The organism is Prosthecobacter sp. (assembly GCF_044222345.1).
In the GTDB taxonomy this organism is placed as follows: Bacteria; Verrucomicrobiota; Verrucomicrobiia; order Verrucomicrobiales; family Verrucomicrobiaceae; genus Prosthecobacter.
In genome coordinates, this window is sequence record NZ_JBGANL010000012.1 from 78,398 (window position 1) to 100,904 (window position 22,507).

A 22,507-nucleotide genomic window follows, 5' to 3' on the forward strand; every position below is an offset into this window, starting at 1 on the left:
TCGATGAGATTGCAACGCCAGAGAACATGCTATTTCCTTGCCGGTTTCTTGACAAGCCGCACCGTGAGCAAGTAAGCAAGTAAAACCCATGCCAGAACCAACCTCCGCCGACCCCATCGCCATCATTGGAATCGGATGCCGCCTGCCCGGAGGAGCCACCAACGCCCAAACTTTCTGGCAGATGCTCATGGGCGGGGTGGATGCCATCCGCGAGGTGACGCAGGACCGCTGGGACCACCGCTTTTACTACGACCCCGAACCCGGCAAGCCTGGCAAGACCTATTCCAAGTGGGCGGGGCTGATCGATGAGATCGACACGTTTGACCCCGGGTTCTTCGGCATCACGCCGCGTGAGGCCCCGTTCATCGACCCGCAGCAACGCCTGCTGCTGGAGGCCACCTGGGAGGCTCTGATGGATGCGGGCCAGCAGGTGGACATCGTGAAAGGCGAGGACACAGGGGTCTTTGTGGGCATCTCCACGCATGACTACGGGGACATTCAGCAGAATTCAGCAGGTCGTGGCCTGGCCTATCCGCACTCCGCCACGGGCGTCGCGGCCAGCATTGCGGCCAACCGCATCTCCTACGCGCTGAATTTCCAGGGGCCGAGCGTCGCGGTGGACACCGCCTGCTCGTCCTCCATGGTGGCCGTGCACATGGCCTGCCAGGCGCTGTGGAACAAGGAATGCACACGCGCCATCGCCGCAGGGGTGAACTGCATCATCACGCCCTTCCCTTTTGTCGCCTTTTCCAGCATGGGCATGCTCTCTGCGGACGGGCGGTGCAAGGCCTTTGATGCCAGTGCCAACGGCTTCGTCCGGGGTGAAGGTGTCGGTGCGGTGTGCCTGAAGCCACTCTCCGCCGCGCTGGCGGACGGAGACCCCATCTATGCCGTCATCCGCAGTACTGCGGTCAATCAAGACGGGCGTACGTCCGGGATGACGGTGCCGAGCCGTGGCTCCCAGCAGGAACTCATCGCCACGGCCTGCCGACTCGCAGGGGTGTCTCCGCATGAAATCCAGTATGCCGAAGCGCACGGCACAGGCACCACCATCGGCGATCTCATCGAAGGCAGCGCCCTGGGCACGATCCTCGGTGCCGGGCGTCAGGCCGGAGATGACTGCCTGCTTGGATCGGTGAAGACGAACATCGGGCATCTGGAGGCGGGCTCAGGCATCGCAGGACTGATCAAAGTGGCGCTGTGCCTGAAGCACGGGATGGTGCCGCCGAATCTGCATTTCAACACGCCGAATCCTTCGCTGAACTTTGAACGCCTGCGACTGAGGGTGCCTGTGACCGCCACGCCGCTGAAGCGGGACGCGGAGCACCGACTGCTGGCCTGCATCAATTCCTTTGGCTTTGGCGGCACGAACGCCCACGCCGTGCTGGAAGCGGCACCGCCACCTGCCGCGCAGGCCCCCGTTTCCGCCCCCTCCGGGGAAAAGCCGGAACTCATCCTGCCGCTCTCCGCACGCGGCTCAGACGCCGCGCTGCTGGCCGTGGCCGAGTCTTTCCGCGCCCTGCTGGACTCGGCGGATGAATCGCTGTCTCTGAGCGACATCTGCGCTGCGGCCAGCCGCAGGCGCACGCACCATGAATTTCGTCTGGCTGCGGTGGCAAGCACGCGTGCCGGGATGAGCGCCGTGCTGAGCGCCTTTTTGAATGGAGAGCAGGCGCCGGGGCTCAACGTGGGCCAGCCGGTCAAAAACGCCCGCCTCGTCTTTGTCTTCAGCGGACAGGGGCCGCAGTGGTGGGCCATGGGGCGTGAACTGCTGGAACAGGAGCCGGTGTTTCGCCAGGTCATTCAGAGCTGCCATGATGAACTGCTGAAGCTCGGCGGGTGCTCGCTGCTGGATGAACTGCGGCGTGATGAAAAGACCACCAGGCTGAACGAAACGCAGATCGCGCAGACGGCGCTCTTTGCGCTGCAGGTGGGGCTGGCGGCGCTGTGGCAGTCCTGGGGTGTGTGCCCGTATGCTGTGGTAGGCCATAGCATGGGGGAAGTCGCTGCGGCGCATGTGTGCGGGGCGCTGTCCCTGCCAGAGGCGGTGCGTGTGATCCACCATCGCGGACGGTGTATGGAGAAGACGCCGCTGCGCGGAAAGATGATCGCCGCCGCGCTGACGCGTGAAGAGGCCGTGGCCCTCATCGCCCCGTATGGCGAGAGGGCATCGCTGGCCGCAGTCAACGGCCCCAAGATGGTGTCCATCTCGGGTGACAGCGACGCGGTGGATGAGATCTTCCAAGGGGTGGAGAAGCGCGGGCTGTTTGTGCGCTATGTGCCGGTGAACTACGCCTTTCACAGCGCCCACATGAACCCGGTGAGGGAGGAGCTGGCGGAGTCGCTGGCCGGTCTGCAGCCGCAGACGGGCCAGATCAAAATTTTCTCAACCGTCACCGGAAAGCTGGCCGAAGGCACCGACTACGACGCGGAGTACTGGTGGCGCAATGTGAGGCAGAGCGTGCTCTTTGCCCCGGCCATTGATGCGGTGATCGCCGCAGGACAGACGCATTTTCTTGAGATCAGCCCGCATCCCGTGCTGTCCAATTCCATGTCTGAATGCCTCACGACAGCAGAGGCACTCGGCCTGGTGCTGCCATCGCTGCGGCGCCAGAAGCCAGAGCGGGCCACGCTGCTGGGCACGCTGGGCGCGCTGCATGTGAACGGCCATGGGGTGGACTGGCAGGGACTCTACCCGCAGGCAAGCTCCGCGCTGCACCTGCCGGAGTATCCCTGGCAGAAGGAGCACTTCTGGCATGAACCCGCGTATTCGATGAATCTGCGGACGCGTCCGCAGCTCAATCCGCTGCTCAAACTGACGCTGCAAGGCTTTCAGCCCAGCTGGGAAACTGCGCTGAACAAAAACGTGCTGACCTGGCTGAAGGACCACCGCGTGGGCCAGCACCTCATCTTTCCCGGCGCAGGCTATGTGGAGATGGCGCTGGCGGCCGGCCGCGAACTGCACCTGGACAAACCGGTGCTGATCGAAGAGCTCGAAATCCATCGCGGCTGCATCCTGCCTGCGGGGGATGAAGTGCCGCTGATGCAGATCACCTGCCAGCCGGATGAAAACACTTTCGTCATCAAGAGCTCCATCACCGAGGAGCCGCCGAACTGGATGCAGCACGTCACTGGACGCATGCGCGCCGAGCCCGAGCGCCGACAGCCAGCACCGTTTGATCTTGCAGCCATCCAAAAGCGCTGCGTGTCGGAACTCGACGGCCCAACTTTTTATCAATCTGCGGCCAGTGCAGAGCTGCACTACGGCCCGCAATTCCAGGCGCTGACGCATGTCTGGGCGGGCCAGGATGAAGCCCTGGGCCGCATCGAACTGCCCGCCGCTGTGGTGGCGGAGATGGACCGATACATTATTCATCCGGCACTGCTGGATGCGTGCATCCATCCGACGATCGCCATTCCGGCGGACGGCCTCTACCTTCCGGCGCGCATGGAGCGCATCCGCTGCCACACCAGGCCCGGCGCCAAGGTGTGGGCCTATGTGCGCAGGACGCAGGCGATCGCGAAGAAGATCATCGTCATTGATCTCTTCATCCTCGATGACGAGGGCAACGTGCTGCTGGAGATCACGGACTTCCTTTGCAAGCACACCGCCATGAGCAGCGCACCCGGATCCGGTGCGCAGGCCGACTGGCTGTACCAGTCCGAGTGGCAGCTGAAGCCACTTTCCGCCGTACGTGGCGCGCAAGCGCCTGCAGACTACCTGCCAGACAACGCCGAACTGGCTGCAAAGCTGCGAGTGAGTGCCGCTGATTTCAGCAAGGAGCTCGGCATGAACGCGCGCTATCAGGAGTGGGAGCCGCGCTTTTTGCAGCTGTGCCGCAGTTCCATTCTCGCGGTGTTCAAGCAGCTCGGCTGGCGCCCCAAACCCGGCGAAACTTTCACGCTGCCCGCACTGCTGAAACGCACCAAGGTGCAGCCCGCGCATGAACGGTTTGTGCAGCGCCTGCTGACCTTGCTGGAGCCGGACGGCTGGCTGGAATCTCTGCCAGCTGCCGAAACACCGGCATGGACGGTCACGGCCAAACCGGCCGCACTGAACCGGGACAAGCTGTGGCAGGATCTCGTCTTCCACTTCCCTGCCTTTCATCCGGAACTCATCCTGCTGGACCGCTGCACCGAGGGACTGGCCGATGTGCTGCGCGGCAAGGGCGACGCCGCAGGCGTGCTCTCCGCCAACATGCTGGAGCACTTTCAGGCGGCCTCTGTCTTCACGCGTGTGTACAACCACGTGCTAGGTGAAGCCGTCAGCGCTGCGCTGGCGCAGCTTCCCGAGGGGCGGCGCGCACGCATCCTGGAGATCGGCGCAGGCACCGGCGGCGTGACCGCCAGCGTGCTGCCGCGCCTGCCGCAGGCGGGTGTGGAGTACTGCTTCACGGATGTCTCGGACCGCCACTTTGACCAGGCCGGGAAGAAATTCAGCGATTATCAATCGGTGCAGTACCGCGTGCTGGACCTTGATCTCCCGCCGGCGGAGCAGGGCTTTGCCGACGAGCGGTTTGACATCATTCTCGTTTCCAACGCGCTGTCATTGACGAAGAACGTGCAGCAGTCCCTGGAGCAGGTGCGCCAGATGCTCGCCTCCGGAGGCCTGCTCATGGCCCTGGAGCTGGAGCGAGCCACGCCCTGGCATGATCTGGTATGCGGAACGGATGCGCGCTGGTGGAGCTTTCAGGACACAGCGCTGCGTGCGCATCATCCGCTGCTGCCATCCGCCGACTGGGAGAAGCTGCTCTCTGCGGCAGGCTTCGCCTCCGTGGAAGCCGTGGCTGATGCCGCGAACCCAAGTGAGAGCGGGCAGGTCGTCCTGCTCGCGCGCGGCCCGGAGCTGACGCAAGTTGCAGCTGCGGCAGATCAAGCGCCTGCCGAACCCGGCCGCTGGGTGCTGTTTGCAGACAAGAGCGGCGTCGCGCAATCGCTCGCGCATGAGCTGCGGCAACGTGGCGACACCTGCCTTGTGGTCAAGGCGGCGGACGCCTTCGCGCGAATCTCCGCCGATGAAACCGAGCTCCGCGCCTCAGCGGCGGAGGACTACCCCCGACTGGTCGCTGAACTCCTGCAAACCGGCACGCTGCGTGGAGTCATCCATCTCTGGAGTCTCGATGCGCCGGCAGGTGCAGACGTCACGACGGCAGAGATTGCCGAAGCTCAAACACTGGTCTGCCACAGCCCGCTTTACCTAGTGCAGGCGCTGAATGCGGCGGGACTTTCCACGCTGCCCGGCCTGTGGTTCGTCACACGTGGCGCACAGCCAGCCGGCGAAAAAACTGCTACGCTCTCCCTCACACAAGCACCGCTGCACGGCATGTCCCGCGTGGTCATGAGCGAGCATCCGGACCTGCACTGCCGCACGATAGATCTCGGCGTCGCAGGTGAGAATGACACGGCCATCCTGCTTAACGAAGTGCTGCATGCGGATGAGGAAACCGAGATCGCCTGGCGCGGTGAGGCACGTTATGCCCACCGTCTGGTGCATGGCTCGCTGGACCATCTGGCACAGACTTCGACATCCACACTCAACGCTGAACAGTGCTTCCGGCTCGAGTCTGCCAAACCTGGTTCACTGGACAAGCTGGTGTTCCGAGCGAAGGCGCGCCGCGCACCCGGGCCGAATGAAGTCGAGATCGAAATCTGCGCCGCGGCGCTGAACTTCCGCGATGTGATGAAGGCGCTGGGCATCTATCCCGCCGAAGCTGCGGATGCCATGCTGCTGGGTGACGAATGTGCCGGACGCATCGTGCGAGTGGGCAGCAATGTGACGCAGTTTAAACCGGGGGACGAAGTGATGGCGCTCGCCGCCGGGTGCTTCGGCACGCACGTGACCACGGTCGAGTATGCGGTATTGGCCAAGCCCGCGCATCTCACGATGGAAGAGGCGGCCACGATGATGGTCACGTATTTGACCGCCTCCTATGCGCTGACGCATCAGGGGCGCATGACGAAGGGTGAACGTGTGCTCATTCATGCCGCCACGGGTGGAGTGGGTCAGGCGGCGGTGCGCATCGCCAAGGCCACTGGTGCGGAGATTTTTGCCACCGCAGGCAGCGCGGAAAAGCGCGCATTCTTGAAGAAGCAAGGCGTGGAACATGTGCTGGATTCACGCACGCTGGCCTTTGCCGGCGAGGTCATGCGCATCACGAACAACGAGGGAGTGGATCTCGTGCTCAATTCGCTGGCGGGCGAGGCCATCCATCAGAGCCTTTCGCTGCTGCGCCAGTACGGCCGCTTCCTTGAAATCGGCAAACGCGACATCTATGGCAACACCAAGGTGGGGCTCTTCCCCTTCCGCCATAATCTCTCGTATCATGCGATCGACCTCGGTCATGCGCTCGATCCGCGGAATTCGAAGTCCATCATGGGCAGCCTGAAAAAGCTGTTCAACTCGCACAAGCTTCCAGCGCTGCCCTACCGCTCGTTTGCGCTGGCTGATGCGGCGCATGCCTTCCGTTACATCACGCAGGCACGTCAGATCGGCAAAGTGGTGCTCACCATGGCGGATGCCAGGGTCTCGCTGAGCGCCGACACACCAGATGCCGCGCTGCAGCTGAATCCTGATGCCACCTACCTCGTAGCAGGCGGGCTCGGGGGCTTTGGCCTGGCCATGTCGCAGTGGCTTGTGAAGCAAGGCGCGCGACATCTTGTTCTCTCCAGCCGCAGCGGTGCCTCCACCGATGAAGCACGTGCCGGCGTGGCCGCCATGCAGGCGGCAGGCGCTGAGGTCACTGTGATCAAGTCCGATGTGAGCGATCCTACGAGCGTGACTGCGCTGCTGCAGGAGATCGAGCAGTCGCATCCACCACTGAGTGGTGTTTTCCACGTCGCGATGGTGCTGGATGACGGACTGATCTCACAGCTCAATGCGGAACGTTTCACCAAGGTCACCACGCCCAAGATCAACGGCGCGTGGAACCTGCACCTGCAGACGCAGGGACTGGCGCTCGATCACTTTGTGATGTTCTCCTCGGTGGCGTCCATCATTGGCAGTCCCGGTCAGGCGAACTACGCCGCCGCGAATGCGTTCCTGGATGCCCTGGCAAACCATCGGCGAATGCAGGGGCTGCCGGGCCTCACGATCAACTGGGGTGTCATGGCAGGTGTCGGTTACGTGGCGCGGCACAAGAAATTGGAGGAGCACTTTGCCCGCATCGGCTGGTCTGGGATCACGCCAGCGGAGAGCCTGCCCATCCTGGGCCGGCTCATGCAGCAGCCTGCCATCAGCCAGATGATGGTCTCGCGCATTGACTGGCCCAAGTGGGCCTCCGTGACGCCAGCCATCATCGCGACTCCACGCTATGCCCTGCTGACCACGGAAGACGCGCTCAGGCAACATCAGTCCGACGATTCCAACTGGCTGCGCGAGGCGGTGCTCAGCGCCGCGCCTGCGGACCAGCCGGGCATTTTGGACACCTTTCTGCGCGAGCAGGTGGCCAAGATCCTCCGCACCACTCCCGGCAAGATCGACTCCAAACGTCCGCTCAATGAGATCGGGATCGACTCCCTCATGGCCGTCGAACTCATCCATCAGATCGAAGGTCAGACCGGCATCGCCATCCCCACCGGGCTGCTGATGGGGGGTGCACCGACGGTGCAGAAGCTCACCGAAATCCTGCTGAACATGCTGACCGGCGGCAAAGCCGAGACTGCTGCCGCAGCAGCAGAATCTGCGACACTCGTCCCTGCTGAAAATGACATGGTGCAGGATGCAGACCTCGCCCGCTGGAACATTCCATTCGCGCCGGGGCACGTCACAGCAACCCAGATCCAGCAGCCGCAGCACATCTTCCTCACCGGAGGCCTGGAATTCATCGGCGCCTACCTGCTGCGCGATCTTCTTCGACAGCCGCAAGCCACAGTGCACTGTCTCATCGGTGCCACAGACACTGCAGACGCCTTGCAGCAGATCGCGGCTCATTTGCAGCAGCATGGGTGCTGGGAGGAGACCTTCCGCGCCCGCATCATCCCGGTCCTGGGAGACCTCGCGCTGCCCTTGCTCGGTCTTGAGCCCGCCGCATTCGATGAACTCGCCGCCATCGTGGACACGATTTATCACACTGCTGCGCAAATTAATCACATCGCCGCGTATGCGCAGCTCAGGACGGTCAATGTGAACGGCTCGGTGGAAATCATCCGGCTGGCGGCCCAAGGCAGGCTCAAGCCCGTGCATTACCTTTCCAGTGTCAGCGTCCTCGCCGCCGGCGAAACCACCGATGAACAGCCGCTGCTTGAAGATTCACTGCTTCCGCTGCATGACAAACTCGTCGTGGGCTACAGCCAGAGCCGCTGGGTTGCCGAGCAGTTGTTTCTGCAGGCCCGCGCGCACGGACTCCCGGTCCATGTGTACCGTCCCGGCCTCCTTGTGGGTGACGGCCAGACAGGCATCTGCCCCACCGACAACGTCATCTGGCTCTTCCTGAAGACCTGCATCACCCTGCACTCGGGTCCGGACTCGGGCTACAGCAGCCTGCTCACGCCTGTCGATTACGTCGCCGCCAGCATGGTGCGCCTCTCGCAAAGCCTGATCGGCACCGGGCGCACCTACCACCTCATCAACCCCGCCGCTCCGGGCTTCTGCGAGCTGCTCGACCTCACGCGCGCCTGCGGATACCCGCTTCGTATCGTACCGGAGGCCCAATGGGAAACAGAGCTCATCGAGAGCGGCCTGAGCATGCAGCAAAACCCCATTGCCGTTTACCAGATGTTCATTCCACGGCAGGTGCTTCTTGCCAATCTCGTGCAGGGTCAATCCGCCGAATTCTGCCGCAACACCCTTCAGGATCTCCAAGGAAGCGATGTCACCTGCCCGCAGGTGGACCAGGCCCGCATGCAGCTCTACCTGGAGCACCTTTCAAGCATCGGCTTTCTGCCGGCTGCCGAGACCTGAAGTCCGCCCTCACCGCGCCAATAGATCCAAAATGCTACGCCTGCCTGGAGGCGCCTGAACCACGCCATAGCTTTCTGCCACTGCCTTTGCGTAGTCGCCGGACTCCCGGAGCAGCGCGTCATGAACTTCCGCCAGGCGGTCATGCGGGATGTTTGGATAGAGATGGTGCGCCAGGTGATAGTCATTGCCATAGCCCAGCAGCGCCCAGCGCGTGAAAGGGTCCACATGCATGATGCGTGAGTTGTCCAAGTCCTCGGTGCCAGCATTGGCATGCTGGTAGATTTCCCGCAGCAGCATCAGGTATGGAAACACATAGATCAGCGGGCAGACCCACAGCACGATAAAAGCCACGACCACCTGGCCGCCAAACCGCTCGCTCAGCACTCCCACCACGAGCAGCAGCATGGCATTGAAGCTGAGCTTTTGCAGGGCGTTCTGTTTCAGCACCTTGGGTGTCATCCCGCCCTCGGCGCTGAAGGCCTGAGCTGGATGCCAAGCCCAGACGCATACCGCGAGTGCAGTCATGCAGAGCAGCAGGGGCCAGCTGCGTACGCCGAACGCTACGCAAGAAACCAGCAACAGGGATGAGAGGATGAACCAGATCCGCCCCAGCAGTGGCAGGGGGCTCTTTCTGGCTACCGTGCCTGCCGCCCCCTGAGTCCCAGCTGACAGAGTCAAAAACAAGTCCAGCAGGTTTCTCAGGACGAACGGCGGCCAGAAAAACATGAGGTAGAAGCAACGAGCGAACTTGAGCTTCCCCATGGGAAACTTCGCCCAGATGCGCTCCACCTTGCCCCCGAACAAATTTGGATCCTGCTCGTGATCATTCGGATGCAGGTGGTGCCCCACGTGGCGTTTGCGGTAGAGGCGGATGTCGGAGAAAAGCGGATAAAAACAAAGGAGGTTCGCCACCCGGTCATTCCAGACCCGGCTGGGCAGCAGCAGGCCATGGGAAGCCTCATGCCCCATGAGAGCGATGCGATGCTGGAGGATGCCCAGATGAAACACCGCCAGCAGCACTACAGGCAGCTCCCAGGCCCAGTAATATCCCTGCTCCTGACAAACGATGTGAAACCCAACCGCGCATCCGGCGACCAGCAGCACGCAGGCGTAATCCAGCGCGAGCCAGCCGAAATTCCGCCAGGAGCGAAGTTTTGACCACTCTCGCAACTGCTGATGGTGGAGAAGCTTCACGCAGGAGACAACACAGCCTGGAAGATGCACAAACCGGCACCGAGAATCAAGCCGCAATGCGCCCAATGCTCCGACCTGATGCCGCTTCCCTTCTTGATACTTGGAACGCGAAGTGCGACACAGCGCCGGCATGAACGAGATCACCAAGCGCAAAAACTTCATTCCGGTCACCGATGAACTGATCGAGTACCTCGACCAGTTCGGGCGCTGCTACTCGCTGCCCACGCAGTATGATGAACTGCGCAACTTCTCCGAAAGCTACCCGCTCTTCGACAAGGAGGGCAATGCCACCTACTGGAGCAGCGTGCTGTACCCGCGCGAGCTGCAGCAGGAGCTGTACCCCAAGCTGACCAGCATTTATTCCCAGCTGCGCACGGGTGACTTCCACGCGGTGCCGCATCTGTTCGTCGAGCGAGTGGACTATTGTGAATTTGGCAATTCCCGCCCGTTCCGTGTCCGTGTGGTGAATCAGTACAATGACAACTATGACCATTTTTACGTGAAGACGGCGGACGCCTCCCGTGTCTATGGCCTGGAGCTGGAGCACCTGCTCTCCCCGAACCGCATCAACTACCTGATGCACAGGGGAGGCACCCTGGTGGAGGAGCACATCGCCGGGGTGCCGGGAGACGCCTTCATCCGCGACTACCTCCAGCGCCCAGACTTCAACGGCGTGCGCCTGGCCAAGGAGTTCGTGAAATTCAGCGAGCGCTGCTTCATCCGGCTTCTCGGTGACATGCGCAGCTACAACTATGTGGTGGACATGACGCCGGACTTTGAGGAGGTGCAGTACCGTGTGCGTGCCATCGACTTTGACCAGCAGAGCTACGAAGGGCGCAAAAGACTGTACCTGCCGCAGTTCTTCAAGGAGAACAACCCCGTCGTCCAGCTGTGCTCTTCATGCCTGAACTTCCCCACGATGAAGCAGTACCAGGAGGAGGAACGCAGCCTCATCTCCCGCCGCTACCTCTCGGAGCACCAGCGGATCACCGCCCTGCTGCACTGCATGAAGAACAATGCGGTGGAGCCCTTCGAAAAGGTCGTCCAGCTCCGTTCCGAACTGGGTCAGTACCACAGCTCCCATCTCTTTGAGTCGTGCAAATCCATGGGTGAAATTGTGGAGCGCAATCTGGACCTGATGCTGGGACGCAACCTGGAATAAAGCGAGATCGTGCTTGCCGTAGAGGCTGTCCTGATTTCTTCTGAACGTTCCATGGCTTTCAAACTTGTCATCATCACCGGCGCTCAGATGGGCGTCGAACGCGCCGCTCTGGAGTGGGCGTTGAAATACGAATGCCCGCACGGCGGCTGGTGCCCCAAGGGCATCCTCGGATCTGCGGAACCGCTGGATCCGCGCTACAAGCTCAAGGAAGGCGAGACGGAAAACGTGATCGAGGCCGTCAGCTCCAACGTGCGTGATGCGGAAGCGACCCTGGTCTTCACCCTCGCCACCAAGGCCACAGGCACCGCCCAGAAGGCCGTCAGCACCGCCCGAAAGCTGAAAAAGCCCGTTCTTCACGTGCATCGCGGCATCCTCGGAGTTTCAGAAAAGATCGTGGCGTTCATGGACAAATATTACATCCGCCGGATGCACATCACTGGGTCGGTAGACACGGATGAACCCGGAGTCAGCGACTGGGCGATCAGTGAACTTGAGAAAGCCAAGGGCATTCTGGACCGCCGTCCGGAGTAAGTCCTCCAGGCCTTGCTCCAGTAGATTTTACAGCTTTCGGCCCGCCGATTGCGCTGATGCACGTGTAAACACCTCCAACCATACCCCGTTGTATGTTCATCCTCGCCAACGCCCCAGCTCACGCCGTATTGCCTCCCATGGGAATGCTGGCACCGTTTGCCATTCTGCTGCTCTGCATCGCGCTGATGCCCCTGTTTGCGGCGCACTTTTGGGAGCATCATTACCCGAAGGTGGCGGTGGCACTGGGACTGGTGACCGCCGCCTATTACGCCTTAGTGCAACACGACTGGCACCCGCTGCACCACGCCGCGCAGGAGTACGTCAGTTTCATGGCGCTGGTGGGCTCCCTGTTCGTCATCTCCGGCGGGATCAACATCCGAGTCAAAGGCGAGGCCACTCCGTTCATCAACACCCTCTACCTCCTGATCGGAGCTGTGCTGGCCAACTTTATCGGCACCACGGGTGCCTCCATGCTGCTAATCCGCCCGTGGATCAAGATGAACAAGTTCCGCATCACGGGCTTCCACATTGTCTTTTTCATCTTCATTGTGAGCAACGTGGGCGGCAGCCTTACGCCGATCGGTGATCCGCCGCTGTTCCTGGGCTTCCTGCGCGGGGTGTCGTTCTTCTGGGTGCTGCAACACTGCTGGCAGGCATGGGTGCTGGCGCTGGCGCTGCTGCTCGGAGTCTTCTTCATTCTCGACAAGCGCAACTTTTCCCGCATTCCCAGACAGATTCGTGACGCGGAAACCGCCCATGAAGACTGGTACTTCCGCGGCCTGCTGAACGTTGCCTGGCTCGGCGTTGTGCTGGCGGCGGTCTTCCTGCCTAAAAGTGTGCAGGAGACCACCGTGCTGGGCGTGTTTTCCGTTCCCGCCCTGGTCATGTTTGCCGCCGCCGTGGCCTCTTATTTCACCACCAAGCCGGAGGTGCATGAGGCGAACGACTTCAACTTCGGTCCGGTGAAGGAGGTCGGGTATCTTTTTGTCGGCATCTTCCTCACCATGATCCCGGCGCTGCAGATCCTGCAGAGCGGTGAGGCGCTGCAAATCAGCTCGCCCATGCAGTACTATTTCACGACGGGCGCGCTTTCTGCTTTCCTGGACAACGCCCCCACCTACCTCTCCTTCCTCGCGGCCTCGATGGGCCAGCAGCATCTCTCCGTCGACTCCCATGCTGACGTGATGACATTCGCGACCGAGCACGCGCCGCATCTCATCGCCATCTCACTGGGGGCTGTCTTCTTTGGAGCGGGCAGCTACATCGGCAACGGGCCGAACTTCATGGTCAAAGCCATCGCCGACAAGGCCAAGGTGCATGCGCCCTCGTTCCTGGGATATCTATTCCGCTTTTCCATTCCCATGCTGCTGCCCATTCTCATTTTGGTGGGGTGGATCATGGTGAAGTAAACCTAGACCAGCTCTCAAAAATCTAGTCACCTTGCCCGGCGGCGGAGCGGCCCCATTGGCAGCGTCGCGCGCTTGCCTGTTATTTTCAAATAGCAGGCGGCGCACTCTCCTTGCCACTGGGGCCGCTGCGCTCGCCGAATCAAAACGACAATCTTTTTGAGAACCGGTCTAATTTCCAAGGTCACTATTCAGGTCCCTGCGGAGGCCAAAGTGCGCCCCCGAAATCTCCACCCTTCCCCTTGCCGACTTTAGAGGGGCCTGAATAAGCCACCTTCAAGTTCGTTGCCTTTCGCCGAACTTGGAAGTTCGGTTTACATTTCGGATTCGAACGAGTTACTCGTTCAGATAAATTGTGGATCCACGCGGGGGGCGTCGCGTCCATTTGAACCATGAAGGCTTGCTGGCATCCACAATCGCGCGGCGCACCGTCGTTTTTGGCCTGGCTGCGGGCTTCGACTTCGCTTCTGCAGCGGATGCCGCCTCAGCTTTTTGGGCCGCAGGTTTGGACTCCCTCGAAGCCACATCCACGATCGTTTCGACGCCGATGGGAATCGCGCTTTCGGTGGCGGCGAGCGAGCTTTCACCAATGATTTGGACAGGGGTTCCCGGCGGTGTTTCCTTGAAAAAGATGGCGGCCATTTTGGTGGGCAGCCGAATGCAGCCATGCGAGGCCGGATACCCCGGCAGATACCCCTCATGCATGCCGATGCCGCCGACGATGCGCATGAAGTAGCGCATGTTGGCACCGATGTACTTTGTGCCCGGAGGTGCGGGGTCGGTGCGGGTGTTCACATCTCCCTGCACGACATTGCCTTCCTGATCCACGTAGGAGCCGAAGAGCGAGGAACGATGGTCGATGTCTTTGTCCAGAATGCTGTACGATCCGGTCACGGTGCCATGGCTCTCACGCCCCGATGAAATCGGTGAGACGCCAACGAGTTCCCTGCCCTTGTAATACTGCACACGCTGGGTGCTGAGATTGATGACGATCCGGGGGGGGCCCACGACGCCATCTCCCTTCCACCAGGCGCGGCTGCTCAGTGGATTCTCCGCGACGGGCTGCGGGCTGGAACAGCTGAGAGCGGTCAGGGACCATCCCAGCAGCAGCCCTCTGCAGCAGCAGGCGAATGGATTCTTCTGATTCATTCTTGGGGAACTTGCATTTACCGCGCCATCTTCCAACCGGGATTTGGCGCGGCCGTCACGACCTCATGCATAGGTGACCGGAGTGCCGGTGCTGTTTGCCAGCGCCTTGAAGCGCTTGGTCAGCTCCTGCGTGAGCTTGCCGGGAGTGCCATCGCCAATGGGGCGGCGGTCATACTTCACGGCGGGGATGACTTCAGCGGCGGTGCCGGTGAGGAAGCATTCGTCTGCGGTGTAGATGTCAAAGCGCGTCATGACGGCCTCAGTGCAGGGGCGGCCCATTTCCGCAAGGATTTCCATGACGGCACGGCGGGTGATGCCGTCCAGCGCGCCGGAAGAGATCGGCGGGGTGGTAACCTTGCCGTTTTTCACGATGAAGACGTTGTCTCCGGTGCATTCGGAGACGAAGCCCTGATCGTTGAGCATGATGCCCTCGTCACAGCCGGCCTGCAGACACTCGATCTTGGCCATGATGTTGTTGAGGTAGTTCAGACTCTTGACCTGGGGGCTGAGTGCGGCGGAGTTTGGACGGCGGGTGCCGCAGGTGATGAGCTCCAAGCCCTTTTCATAACGCTCTGCCGGATACAGCGTGATGCTGCTGGCGATGATGAAGACGCTGGCCTTTGGGCACTGGTAAGGATTCAAACCGAGGGAACCGACGCCGCGTGTGATGACAAGGCGGATGTAGCCGTCGCGCAGATTGTTGGCGGCCACGGTGTCGAGCGTGGCTTTTTCCATTTCCTCAAACGAGATGGGAATGGTGAGGCAGATGGCCTTGGCGCAGTCGTAGAGGCGATGGAGATGCTCGGTGAGGCGGAACACGCGGCCATTGTAGATACGGATGCCTTCGAATACGCCATCCCCATAAAGCAGGCCGTGGTCGAAGACGGAGATCTTCGCCTCGGATTCAGGAACAAGTTTGCCATCAAGGTAAATGAGTAGATTCGCGGACATGGGGTGCGTAGAATCCACAGGCAGAAGGGTTTTGCAAGCTCTGGCAATGTGCTTGCGCAGGGCCGATTCGCGCTCATCCTGCGCCCCGTTTAACCCGTACCCCTGAAATTACCATGGCCGACATCCAAACCAGCGCTGCAGACAAGAAGGAAAAGGAATTTTTCACCGACGTCCCCCAGGAGGCCCCCGGCTTCTTCCTCAAGGGCTGCCACCAGTATGACTGGGGCCTCAAGAACCGCCTGAGCAAGGTCTTCAACCCCAAGGACGGCCGCACCGTGATGCTCGCCTTTGACCATGGCTATTTCCAGGGGCCGACCACCGGCCTGGAGCGCGTGGACCAGACCATCCTGCCCCTCGCCCCGTATGCCGACTGCCTGATGCTCACCCGTGGCATCCAGCGTTCTGTCATCCCTGCTTCGACGACGAAAGCCATCGCGCTGCGCGCCTCCGGCGGCACCTCGATGATCAGCCCGATGGAAGAGTGGGAAGGCGAGATCGACGGCAAGAAGGCCAAGTTTGCCCGCCCCGGCTTTGAGCCTCTTTCCAACGAAAGCACCGCGCTCAACATCGAAGAAGCCATCCGCCTCAACGCCAGTGTGCTGGCTGTGCAGGTCTTCATCGGCAGCGCGTATGAGCGCCAGTCTTTGAAGAATTTGACGGATCTGGTGGACGCGGCCAGCCGCTACGGCATCGCCGTCATGGGCGTGACCGCCGTGGGTCGTGCGATGGCGCGCACGCCGCAGTATTTCCGCCTGGCCACCCGCATCATGGCGGAACTGGGCGCGAACGTGGTGAAGTGCTACTACACCGAGAAAGAATTCGACACGGTGACGAGCTGCTGCCCGGTGCCGATCGTGATCGCGGGTGGCAAGAAGCTGCCTGAACTCGACGCGCTGAAGATGTGCGCCAACGCCATCAAGCAGGGCGCCAGCGGCGTGGACATGGGACGTAACATCTTCCAGAGCGACGCTCCTGTCTCCATGATGCAGGCGGTGCATGGCGTCGTCCACGGTGGGCTGAATGCGAACAAGGCTTTCGAATTGTACAACGACCTGAAGAAGAAAGAGCTGCGGAAGAAGTAAGCTGTACTCGAATTCGTTTCAAAACTCCGATCGTCGCAGGGCGGTCGGAGTTTTTGCTTTCGAGAAACTGAGAACCCGTGCTACAGCCCCGTGATGAAACACCCCGTCTCCTTTCTTCGCAGCGTCGGCCTGCTTGAAGCCATTTCGTATTTGATTCTGCTGGGCATCGCGATGCCATTGAAATATTTCTGGGGCATGCCGCTGGCGGTGAGGATCTGCGGCTCCATCCATGGCGGATTGTTTGTGGTCTTTTGCTTTGCGCTGTGGCGGGTGCTGATGAACACGGGGTGGCCGTTCAGCCGTGCGGTGCTAGTGTTTATCGCCTCGCTGCTGCCGTTTGTGCCTTTCTTCATTGACCGGCGCATGCGTGCGTGGGCGGCGGCAGACTCCAACCAGACGCCGGCGTGAAGAAAGTACTCATTCATTCCGATGGTGGCTGCCACGGCAATCCTGGCCCGGGTGGCTGGGCTGCGGTGCTGGCGTATGGGAAGCATGTGCGAGAACTCAAGGGCGGCGTGCCGGCCACCACGAACAACCGCATGGAACTGCAGGCGGCGATCGAGGCGCTGCGCATTCTCAAGGAGCCCTGCCAGATCGACTTCCACACGGATTCGCAGTACGTGCGGCAGGGCATCAGCCAATGGATCGCAGGATGGAAGCGCAATGGCTGGCGCACCAGCACCAAGCAGGCGGTGAAAAACGCCGATCTCTGGCGTGAACTCGATGCCGCCACAGCGATGCACAAGATCCAATGGCACTGGGTCAAGGGACATGCCGGACACACCGACAACGAGCGTTGCGACGAACTGGCGAACGAGGCCATCGCGGCGGTCAAAGCCCGGTACACCTCGCAGCAGTTGAAGGCGCTGCTTGAGGAATTCAAGGCGGAGACCGAAGCTCAGCTGCTCTGACGGCTGCTTGCACTGCTGTGGGCATGGACTAAACACTCACACGCATGTCCGCCATCACTCCAGAACATGAACGCCTGCGTGCTGACCGCGAGCGAAATGCCAACTGGAAGCGCTGGGGGCCGTATCTGGCCGAGCGGCAGTGGTCCACCGTGCGTGAGGACTACTCGGCGGATGGTGAGGCGTGGACTTCTTTTCCGCATGAGCAGGCCCGTTCACGCGCCTACCGCTGGGGGGAGGATGGGCTGCTGGGCATCACCGACCGCCAGTGCCGTCTGTGCTTTGCGCTGGCGCTGTGGAATCACCACGACCCCATGCTCAAAGAGCGTCTCTATGGGCTAACCGGCCCGCAGGGAAATCACGGCGAGGACGTGAAGGAACTGTATTACTACCTCGACTCCACGCCGACACATTCCTACCTGAAGGCGTTGTACAAGTACCCGCAGAGTGAGTTCCCCTACCAGCAGCTGGTAGATGAAAATGCGCGGCGAGGGCTGACTGATCCTGAGTTTGAAATCACCGACACGGCGGCCTTTGATGAAGAACGCTACTTCGATGTCTTTGTGGAGTATGCCAAGGCGGCGGCTGAGGACATCTGCATCCGCATCACGGTGCACAATCGCGGCCCGGAGGCAGCGGCGCTGGATGTGCTGCCCACGCTCTGGTATCGCAACACCTGGTCCTGGGAAGAAGGGTCTGAACGCCCGCAGCTCAGGCTCGTGGACGGCATGGTGGAAGCGACGCATCGGGATTTGAAATCTCCGATGGCGGACGATCTTGGCCAGCATCGTTTGCAGGCCATGACCTCGAGTGACGGGGTGCGGCCGCAGTGGCTTTTCACCGAAAACGAAACGAATCAAAAGCTGCTGTTTGATGCGCCCGATGCCACGCCTTTTACCAAGGACGCGTTTCACCGTTACGTGATCGATGGTGAAGCTGGTGCGGTGAATCCGGCGCAAACTGGCACTAAGGCAGCCGCATTGTACCGGCTGAACATTCCTGCGGGTGGATGTGTGACGCTGAAGCTGCGCCTGTCTGAACAAGCGCTGACAACGACTGCGGCGTTTGATGATGTCTTTACGCAGCGGATCCTGGAGGCGGATGAGTTTTACCAAACCATCATCGCAGCCAATCCGGTGCAGGCGCAAATCCAGCGTCAGGCGCTGGCGGGACTGTTGTGGTCGAAGCAGTTTTATTATTACATTGTGCCGGAGTGGCTGCAGGGAGATCCAGCCTTCCCGCCGCCGCCCGAGAGCCGCAAAGCCGGGCGCAATCAGCACTGGCAGCATCTTTATGCACGTGACGTGCTGTCCATGCCGGACAAGTGGGAATATCCGTGGTTCGCCGCGTGGGACGCCGCCTTTCACATGCTGCCGTTTGCGGAGCTTGACCCGGATTTTGCCAAGGAGCAGCTGCTGCTCTTTCTGCGTGAGTGGTACATGCATCCGAACGGCCAGATCCCGGCCTATGAGTGGAAGTTCAGCGATGTGAATCCGCCGGTGCATGCGTGGGCCTGCTGGCGTGTGTATAAAATCACCGCACCTGCCGGAGAGCGTGACCACGAATTTTTGGAGCGCTGCTTTCAGAAGCTGCTGCTGAACTTCACCTGGTGGGTGAACCGCAAGGACAGCGAAGGGAACAACCTCTTTGCCGGCGGCTTTCTCGGCCTGGACAACATCGGCATTTTTGACCGATCGCAGCCGCTGCCAGACGGGCAGCGACTGGAGCAGGCGGACGGCACGGCGTGGATGGCCTTTTATGCGCTGACCATGCTGAACATGGCGCTGGAACTCGCGCAACGGTCCGACGGCACGGTCAACACTGCGTATGAAGACATGGCGTCCAAGTTTTTCGAGCACTTCGTGCAGATCGTCGATGCGATCAACAACATCGGTGACGAGGGGCTGTGGGATGAGAAGGACGGATTTTATTATGACGAGCTGCATGACGATGGAAGGCCGGCCATCCCGCTACGCACACGCTCGCTGGTGGGCCTGCTGCCGCTCATCGCGGTGGAATTGCTGGATGAAGGGCGCATCGCCAAGCTGCCGGGATTCAAGAAGCGCATGGACTGGTTTCTGCAGCATCGCGCGGACCTGGCCCATCATGTGAGCTATTGTGTGAAGGGCGGCACGCATGGGCACCGACTGCTGGCGATTCCTTCGCGTGAACGCCTGGAGCGGCTGCTTGGCTACCTGTTCGATGAGAAGGAGTTTCTGTCACCTTTCGGCATCCGGTCGCTTTCCAAATATCACGAAGAGCATCCCTACAGGCTGCATCTCAACGGTGGCGACCTGACGGTGAGCTATGTGCCCGGGGAAAGCGACAGCCACATGTTTGGCGGCAACTCGAACTGGCGCGGTCCCGTGTGGTTTCCCATCGCCTATCTGATTGTGGAGGCGCTGGAACGTTACCATCATTTCTATGGCAATGACTTCACCGTGGAACTGCCGACTGGCAGCGGCAAACGGGTGACGCTGCAGGGCGCGGCCAATGAGATCTCGCGGCGTTTGTGCCGCCTCTTTGAACCCGATGCCACCGGCCACCGCCCCTGCCACAATGGTGATGCGCGGTATGCGACGCACCCTGACTGGAAGGATCTGCTCCTCTTCCATGAATATTTTCATGGCGATACTGGCCGAGGCTGCGGGGCCTCGCATCAGACAGGATGGACGGCGCTGGTGGCGAGGCTGGTGAGGAAGAGCTAGAGCAACTCAAGGACGTTCTGGGAAGGATGGAGGCTTCAGGCCGACGGTCCGGGATCATTGGAAAGCGCTGATTATCAGCGAGTCGGCTGCAGTGGCATCTTGCTCTCGCTGGGCTCTGCCAGGCTTTATTCACAGTAATAAAGCACCACATATTGACAAAATAGTTATTCACACACCATATATTGTATATCCTCATTTTTCTTCCCTAAAGCCTCCATGGACAAAATTTACCCCATCAGAAACCACGATTTCCCCCTCACGCAGCAGAAGGCGGAGGAGGCGCTGGCTGGCAAACGCGTCATCAATGGCACGCCATACGCGGGCTTTGACCTGTTTCCGGTGAAGTATGAATGGGCCTTTGAAAAGTACGCCGCGATGATGGCGAACCATTGGGAGCCGGAAGACATCCAGATGCAGCGGGACGTGGAGCAGTGGCGCTCCGAGCAAATCACCCCCAACGAGCGCTGGATCATCATGATGGGCATCGGGTATTTCAGCGCCGCCGAGGGGATCGTCGGGGACAACATTCAGCATGTGGTGCGGGACCTTGTTTCAGCGCCCGAATTGAAACTCGTGCTGGGCCGCCATGCGCATGAGGAAAACATCCATGCCGACAGCCTGCTGTACATGATCTCCTCTCTGGGCATCGATCCCCATGAGTGCGAGGCGATGTTTGAGCAGATCCCCTCGATTGTGAAAAAGAACGAGTTCGTGACGCGGCATTCGAACAACCTGCGCAGCGACCTCGATCTCACCTCCATCGCGGGCAAGCAGTTGCTGGCCAAAAACATGTTTGTCTTCGGCCAGTGCATGGAGGGCACGCAGTTTTACGGCCTGTTTGGCATGATCCTCAGCCTCTATCGTCAGGGCAAGTTTCCCGGCATCGGCCAGATGTTCCGCTACACACTGCGGGATGAGTCGAACCACATTGAGGTCTTCCGCCATCTATTCCTGGATTTGCTGCGGGAGAATCCGGAGATCTGCACCGCCGCCTTCCGGGATGAGCTTGTGCAGATCATGCGAGAGGGCGTGGCACTGGAGAAGGAGTTCATCCGCGACTGCCTGCCGGTCAATGCCGTGGGACTGACGATGGCGGAGTTTGAGCGCTACACCGATTTCATCGCCGACCGCCGTCTGCGCGGCTGCGGCCTGCCGGAGCTCCATCCCGGCATTCAAGACCCGCTGCCCTGGCTGGATGAAGTCATCTTCATGCGCAAGGAGCAGAACTTCTTTGAAGGGAAAGTGACCGACTACCAAAAAGTGGCCGGATTCATCTCGGAAATCTTCCCATCTGATGGGGCGGCTGAACGCGAGAGCTATGCAGAACTGCAGCAGCTGTGGCCAGCCACGACGAATTCCGCAACGACAGCGCCAGAGCCTGCGAATCCAGCCCCTGCTGTCACGGCGTATCAAGGCGAGCCGACACTCCGAGCCACCTCGGAGAAAACCACCTGCCAGATCGGCAGCCGCGTTTTCCTGCTCGACAAGGCGAAGGCAAAACTCGCCTTCGCAGCCAAACGAGTGGTCAACGGACGCGAGACGATGACCTTCAATCTGCTGCCGCTCAAATACCCCTGGGCGTACGAACTCTACAAGGAGATGAAAGCCGACCACTGGGGGCCGCTGAGTCCGGACATTCAGATGCAGACGGACATCGAGCAATGGCACGCGGCTGACCTGAGCGCCGGCGAGCGTTCGATCCTCCAACTGGCCATCGGGTGGATGGCAACGTCACGCAAAATGGCCGGAGCGGAGCTGCAGCACGTGGTGCGCACGCTGGTGACTGCGCCGGAACTCAAACTCGTGCTCGGGCGCGAAACGCATGACGACAACATCCGCATCGAAGCCCTGATCCACGCCGCCTTCACGCTCGGCGTGAACATTCATGAGTGTGAGGCTCTTTGCCTGACCTCTCCTTTGATCTCCCGGAAAGAGGCCTTTGTCACGAAGCACACCCGAGGCCTCCAGCGTGGCATGGACCTGACGCGGATTGAAAATCTGAAGCTGCTGGCACGCAGTCTTTTCGTGTTTGGTCAGTGCATGAAGGGCCTTCAGTTTTTTGGGTTGTTTGGCTCCATCATGAGCCTACAGCTTCACCATCGGTTTCCCGGCTTCCGCCAGATTCTTTCGAATCTCCTACGGGACGAGGCCCACTACACCGAGTTCTTCCGCCTGCTCTTCCTGGACCTGCTTGAGGAGAATCCTGCGATCAACGACCCGGCCTTCCGGGGAGAACTTCTCGGCATCATGCAGGAAGCGGCCACGCTGGAGAAAGACCTGATTCGCCAGGGACTGCCCATGAAGGCCCTGGGCCTCAAGGGCGAGGACTATGAACGCTTCATCGACCACACCGCGAATTGCCGGCTCAGGGGCTGCGGCCTGCCCATGCTCACTCCGGACACAAAGAACCCGCTGCCCTGGCTGCCTGAGCTCATGCACCTGAAGGAGACAACCGCTCTCAGCACGAGCAGCGGCTACCTGAAACCCTGTGACGACGACGATTTTTAACCCACCTGC

Annotated in this window: 12 protein-coding genes; 9 read left to right on the forward strand and 3 right to left on the reverse strand. The window is 60.8% G+C overall.

The features are described 5' to 3' along the window. Nucleotides 1-88: 88 nt before the first annotated feature. On the forward strand, nucleotides 89-8,899 hold the full coding sequence (locus ACILSL_RS09055; RefSeq protein ID WP_395731689.1) for a thioester reductase domain-containing protein: 8,811 nt from the start codon (nucleotides 89-91) through the stop codon (nucleotides 8,897-8,899). Nucleotides 8,900-8,908: 9 nt separating this feature from the next. Here the strand turns inward: ACILSL_RS09055 and ACILSL_RS09060 are convergent, their stop codons facing one another. Continuing rightward, nucleotides 8,909-10,093, reverse strand: coding sequence for a fatty acid desaturase family protein (locus tag ACILSL_RS09060; protein ID WP_395731690.1), 1,185 nt, complete (start codon nucleotides 10,091-10,093; stop codon nucleotides 8,909-8,911). Between the two features lie 130 nt (nucleotides 10,094-10,223). Between ACILSL_RS09060 and ACILSL_RS09065 the strand changes: the two genes are divergently transcribed. From ACILSL_RS09065 to ACILSL_RS09075, 3 genes are all read left to right on the forward strand, one after another. Further along, nucleotides 10,224-11,255, forward strand: a complete 1,032-nt coding sequence (locus ACILSL_RS09065) for a hypothetical protein (RefSeq protein WP_395731691.1) — start codon at nucleotides 10,224-10,226, stop codon at nucleotides 11,253-11,255. Between the two features lie 51 nt (nucleotides 11,256-11,306). Continuing rightward, a complete protein-coding gene (locus ACILSL_RS09070; RefSeq protein WP_395731692.1) occupies nucleotides 11,307-11,786 on the forward strand; it encodes a YpsA SLOG family protein in 480 nt (159 codons plus the stop codon). 92 nt (nucleotides 11,787-11,878) lie between these two features. Beyond that, the gene (locus ACILSL_RS09075; RefSeq protein WP_395731693.1) at nucleotides 11,879-13,195 is read left to right on the forward strand and encodes a sodium:proton antiporter; all 1,317 of its coding nucleotides are present in this window, start codon (nucleotides 11,879-11,881) and stop codon (nucleotides 13,193-13,195) included. A gap of 333 nt (nucleotides 13,196-13,528) precedes the next feature. Here ACILSL_RS09075 and ACILSL_RS09080 read toward each other — a convergent pair whose 3' ends face one another. After that, the gene (locus ACILSL_RS09080) at nucleotides 13,529-14,341 is read right to left on the reverse strand and encodes a L,D-transpeptidase family protein (RefSeq protein WP_395731694.1); all 813 of its coding nucleotides are present in this window, start codon (nucleotides 14,339-14,341) and stop codon (nucleotides 13,529-13,531) included. A gap of 63 nt (nucleotides 14,342-14,404) precedes the next feature. Next, entirely contained in the window at nucleotides 14,405-15,292 is an 888-nt protein-coding gene (gene ilvE, locus ACILSL_RS09085; RefSeq protein WP_395731695.1) for a branched-chain-amino-acid transaminase, read from the reverse strand. 113 nt (nucleotides 15,293-15,405) lie between these two features. On the opposite strand from ilvE, the gene ACILSL_RS09090 reads away from it, so the two are divergent. The 5 genes from ACILSL_RS09090 (at nucleotide 15,406) to ACILSL_RS09110 (ending at nucleotide 22,498) form a co-directional block, all read left to right on the forward strand. Then, complete coding sequence (locus tag ACILSL_RS09090) at nucleotides 15,406-16,374, forward strand: 3-hydroxy-5-phosphonooxypentane-2,4-dione thiolase (protein ID WP_395731696.1); 969 nt, start codon at nucleotides 15,406-15,408, stop codon at nucleotides 16,372-16,374. Nucleotides 16,375-16,467: 93 nt separating this feature from the next. After that, complete coding sequence (locus tag ACILSL_RS09095; RefSeq protein WP_395731697.1) at nucleotides 16,468-16,782, forward strand: DUF3817 domain-containing protein; 315 nt, start codon at nucleotides 16,468-16,470, stop codon at nucleotides 16,780-16,782. Further along, the gene (gene rnhA, locus ACILSL_RS09100; RefSeq protein WP_395731698.1) at nucleotides 16,779-17,285 is read left to right on the forward strand and encodes a ribonuclease HI; all 507 of its coding nucleotides are present in this window, start codon (nucleotides 16,779-16,781) and stop codon (nucleotides 17,283-17,285) included. Before ACILSL_RS09095 ends, rnhA begins: the two co-directional genes overlap by 4 nt. Nucleotides 17,286-17,329: 44 nt before the next feature. Beyond that, nucleotides 17,330-19,990 (forward strand): MGH1-like glycoside hydrolase domain-containing protein, encoded by a 2,661-nt coding sequence (locus ACILSL_RS09105; RefSeq protein ID WP_395731699.1) that lies wholly within the window; start codon nucleotides 17,330-17,332, stop codon nucleotides 19,988-19,990. Nucleotides 19,991-20,206: 216 nt separating this feature from the next. Continuing rightward, entirely contained in the window at nucleotides 20,207-22,498 is a 2,292-nt protein-coding gene (locus ACILSL_RS09110; protein WP_395731700.1) for a ribonucleotide-diphosphate reductase subunit beta, read from the forward strand. Nucleotides 22,499-22,507 lie beyond the last annotated feature (9 nt).

What these genes read in the sequence shown, in the direction of transcription:
- ilvE (WP_395731695.1), bottom strand. Translation starts at nt 15,292, where the DNA reads ATGTCCGCGAATCTACTCATTTACCTTGATGGCAAACTTGTTCCTGAA.
- ACILSL_RS09080 (WP_395731694.1), bottom strand. Translation starts at nt 14,341, where the DNA reads ATGAATCAGAAGAATCCATTCGCCTGCTGCTGCAGAGGGCTGCTGCTG.
- ACILSL_RS09110 (WP_395731700.1), top strand. Translation starts at nt 20,207, where the DNA reads ATGGACAAAATTTACCCCATCAGAAACCACGATTTCCCCCTCACGCAG.
- ACILSL_RS09090 (WP_395731696.1), top strand. Translation starts at nt 15,406, where the DNA reads ATGGCCGACATCCAAACCAGCGCTGCAGACAAGAAGGAAAAGGAATTT.
- ACILSL_RS09055 (WP_395731689.1), top strand. Translation starts at nt 89, where the DNA reads ATGCCAGAACCAACCTCCGCCGACCCCATCGCCATCATTGGAATCGGA.
- ACILSL_RS09070 (WP_395731692.1), top strand. Translation starts at nt 11,307, where the DNA reads ATGGCTTTCAAACTTGTCATCATCACCGGCGCTCAGATGGGCGTCGAA.
- ACILSL_RS09065 (WP_395731691.1), top strand. Translation starts at nt 10,224, where the DNA reads ATGAACGAGATCACCAAGCGCAAAAACTTCATTCCGGTCACCGATGAA.
- ACILSL_RS09105 (WP_395731699.1), top strand. Translation starts at nt 17,330, where the DNA reads ATGTCCGCCATCACTCCAGAACATGAACGCCTGCGTGCTGACCGCGAG.
- ACILSL_RS09075 (WP_395731693.1), top strand. Translation starts at nt 11,879, where the DNA reads ATGTTCATCCTCGCCAACGCCCCAGCTCACGCCGTATTGCCTCCCATG.
- ACILSL_RS09095 (WP_395731697.1), top strand. Translation starts at nt 16,468, where the DNA reads ATGAAACACCCCGTCTCCTTTCTTCGCAGCGTCGGCCTGCTTGAAGCC.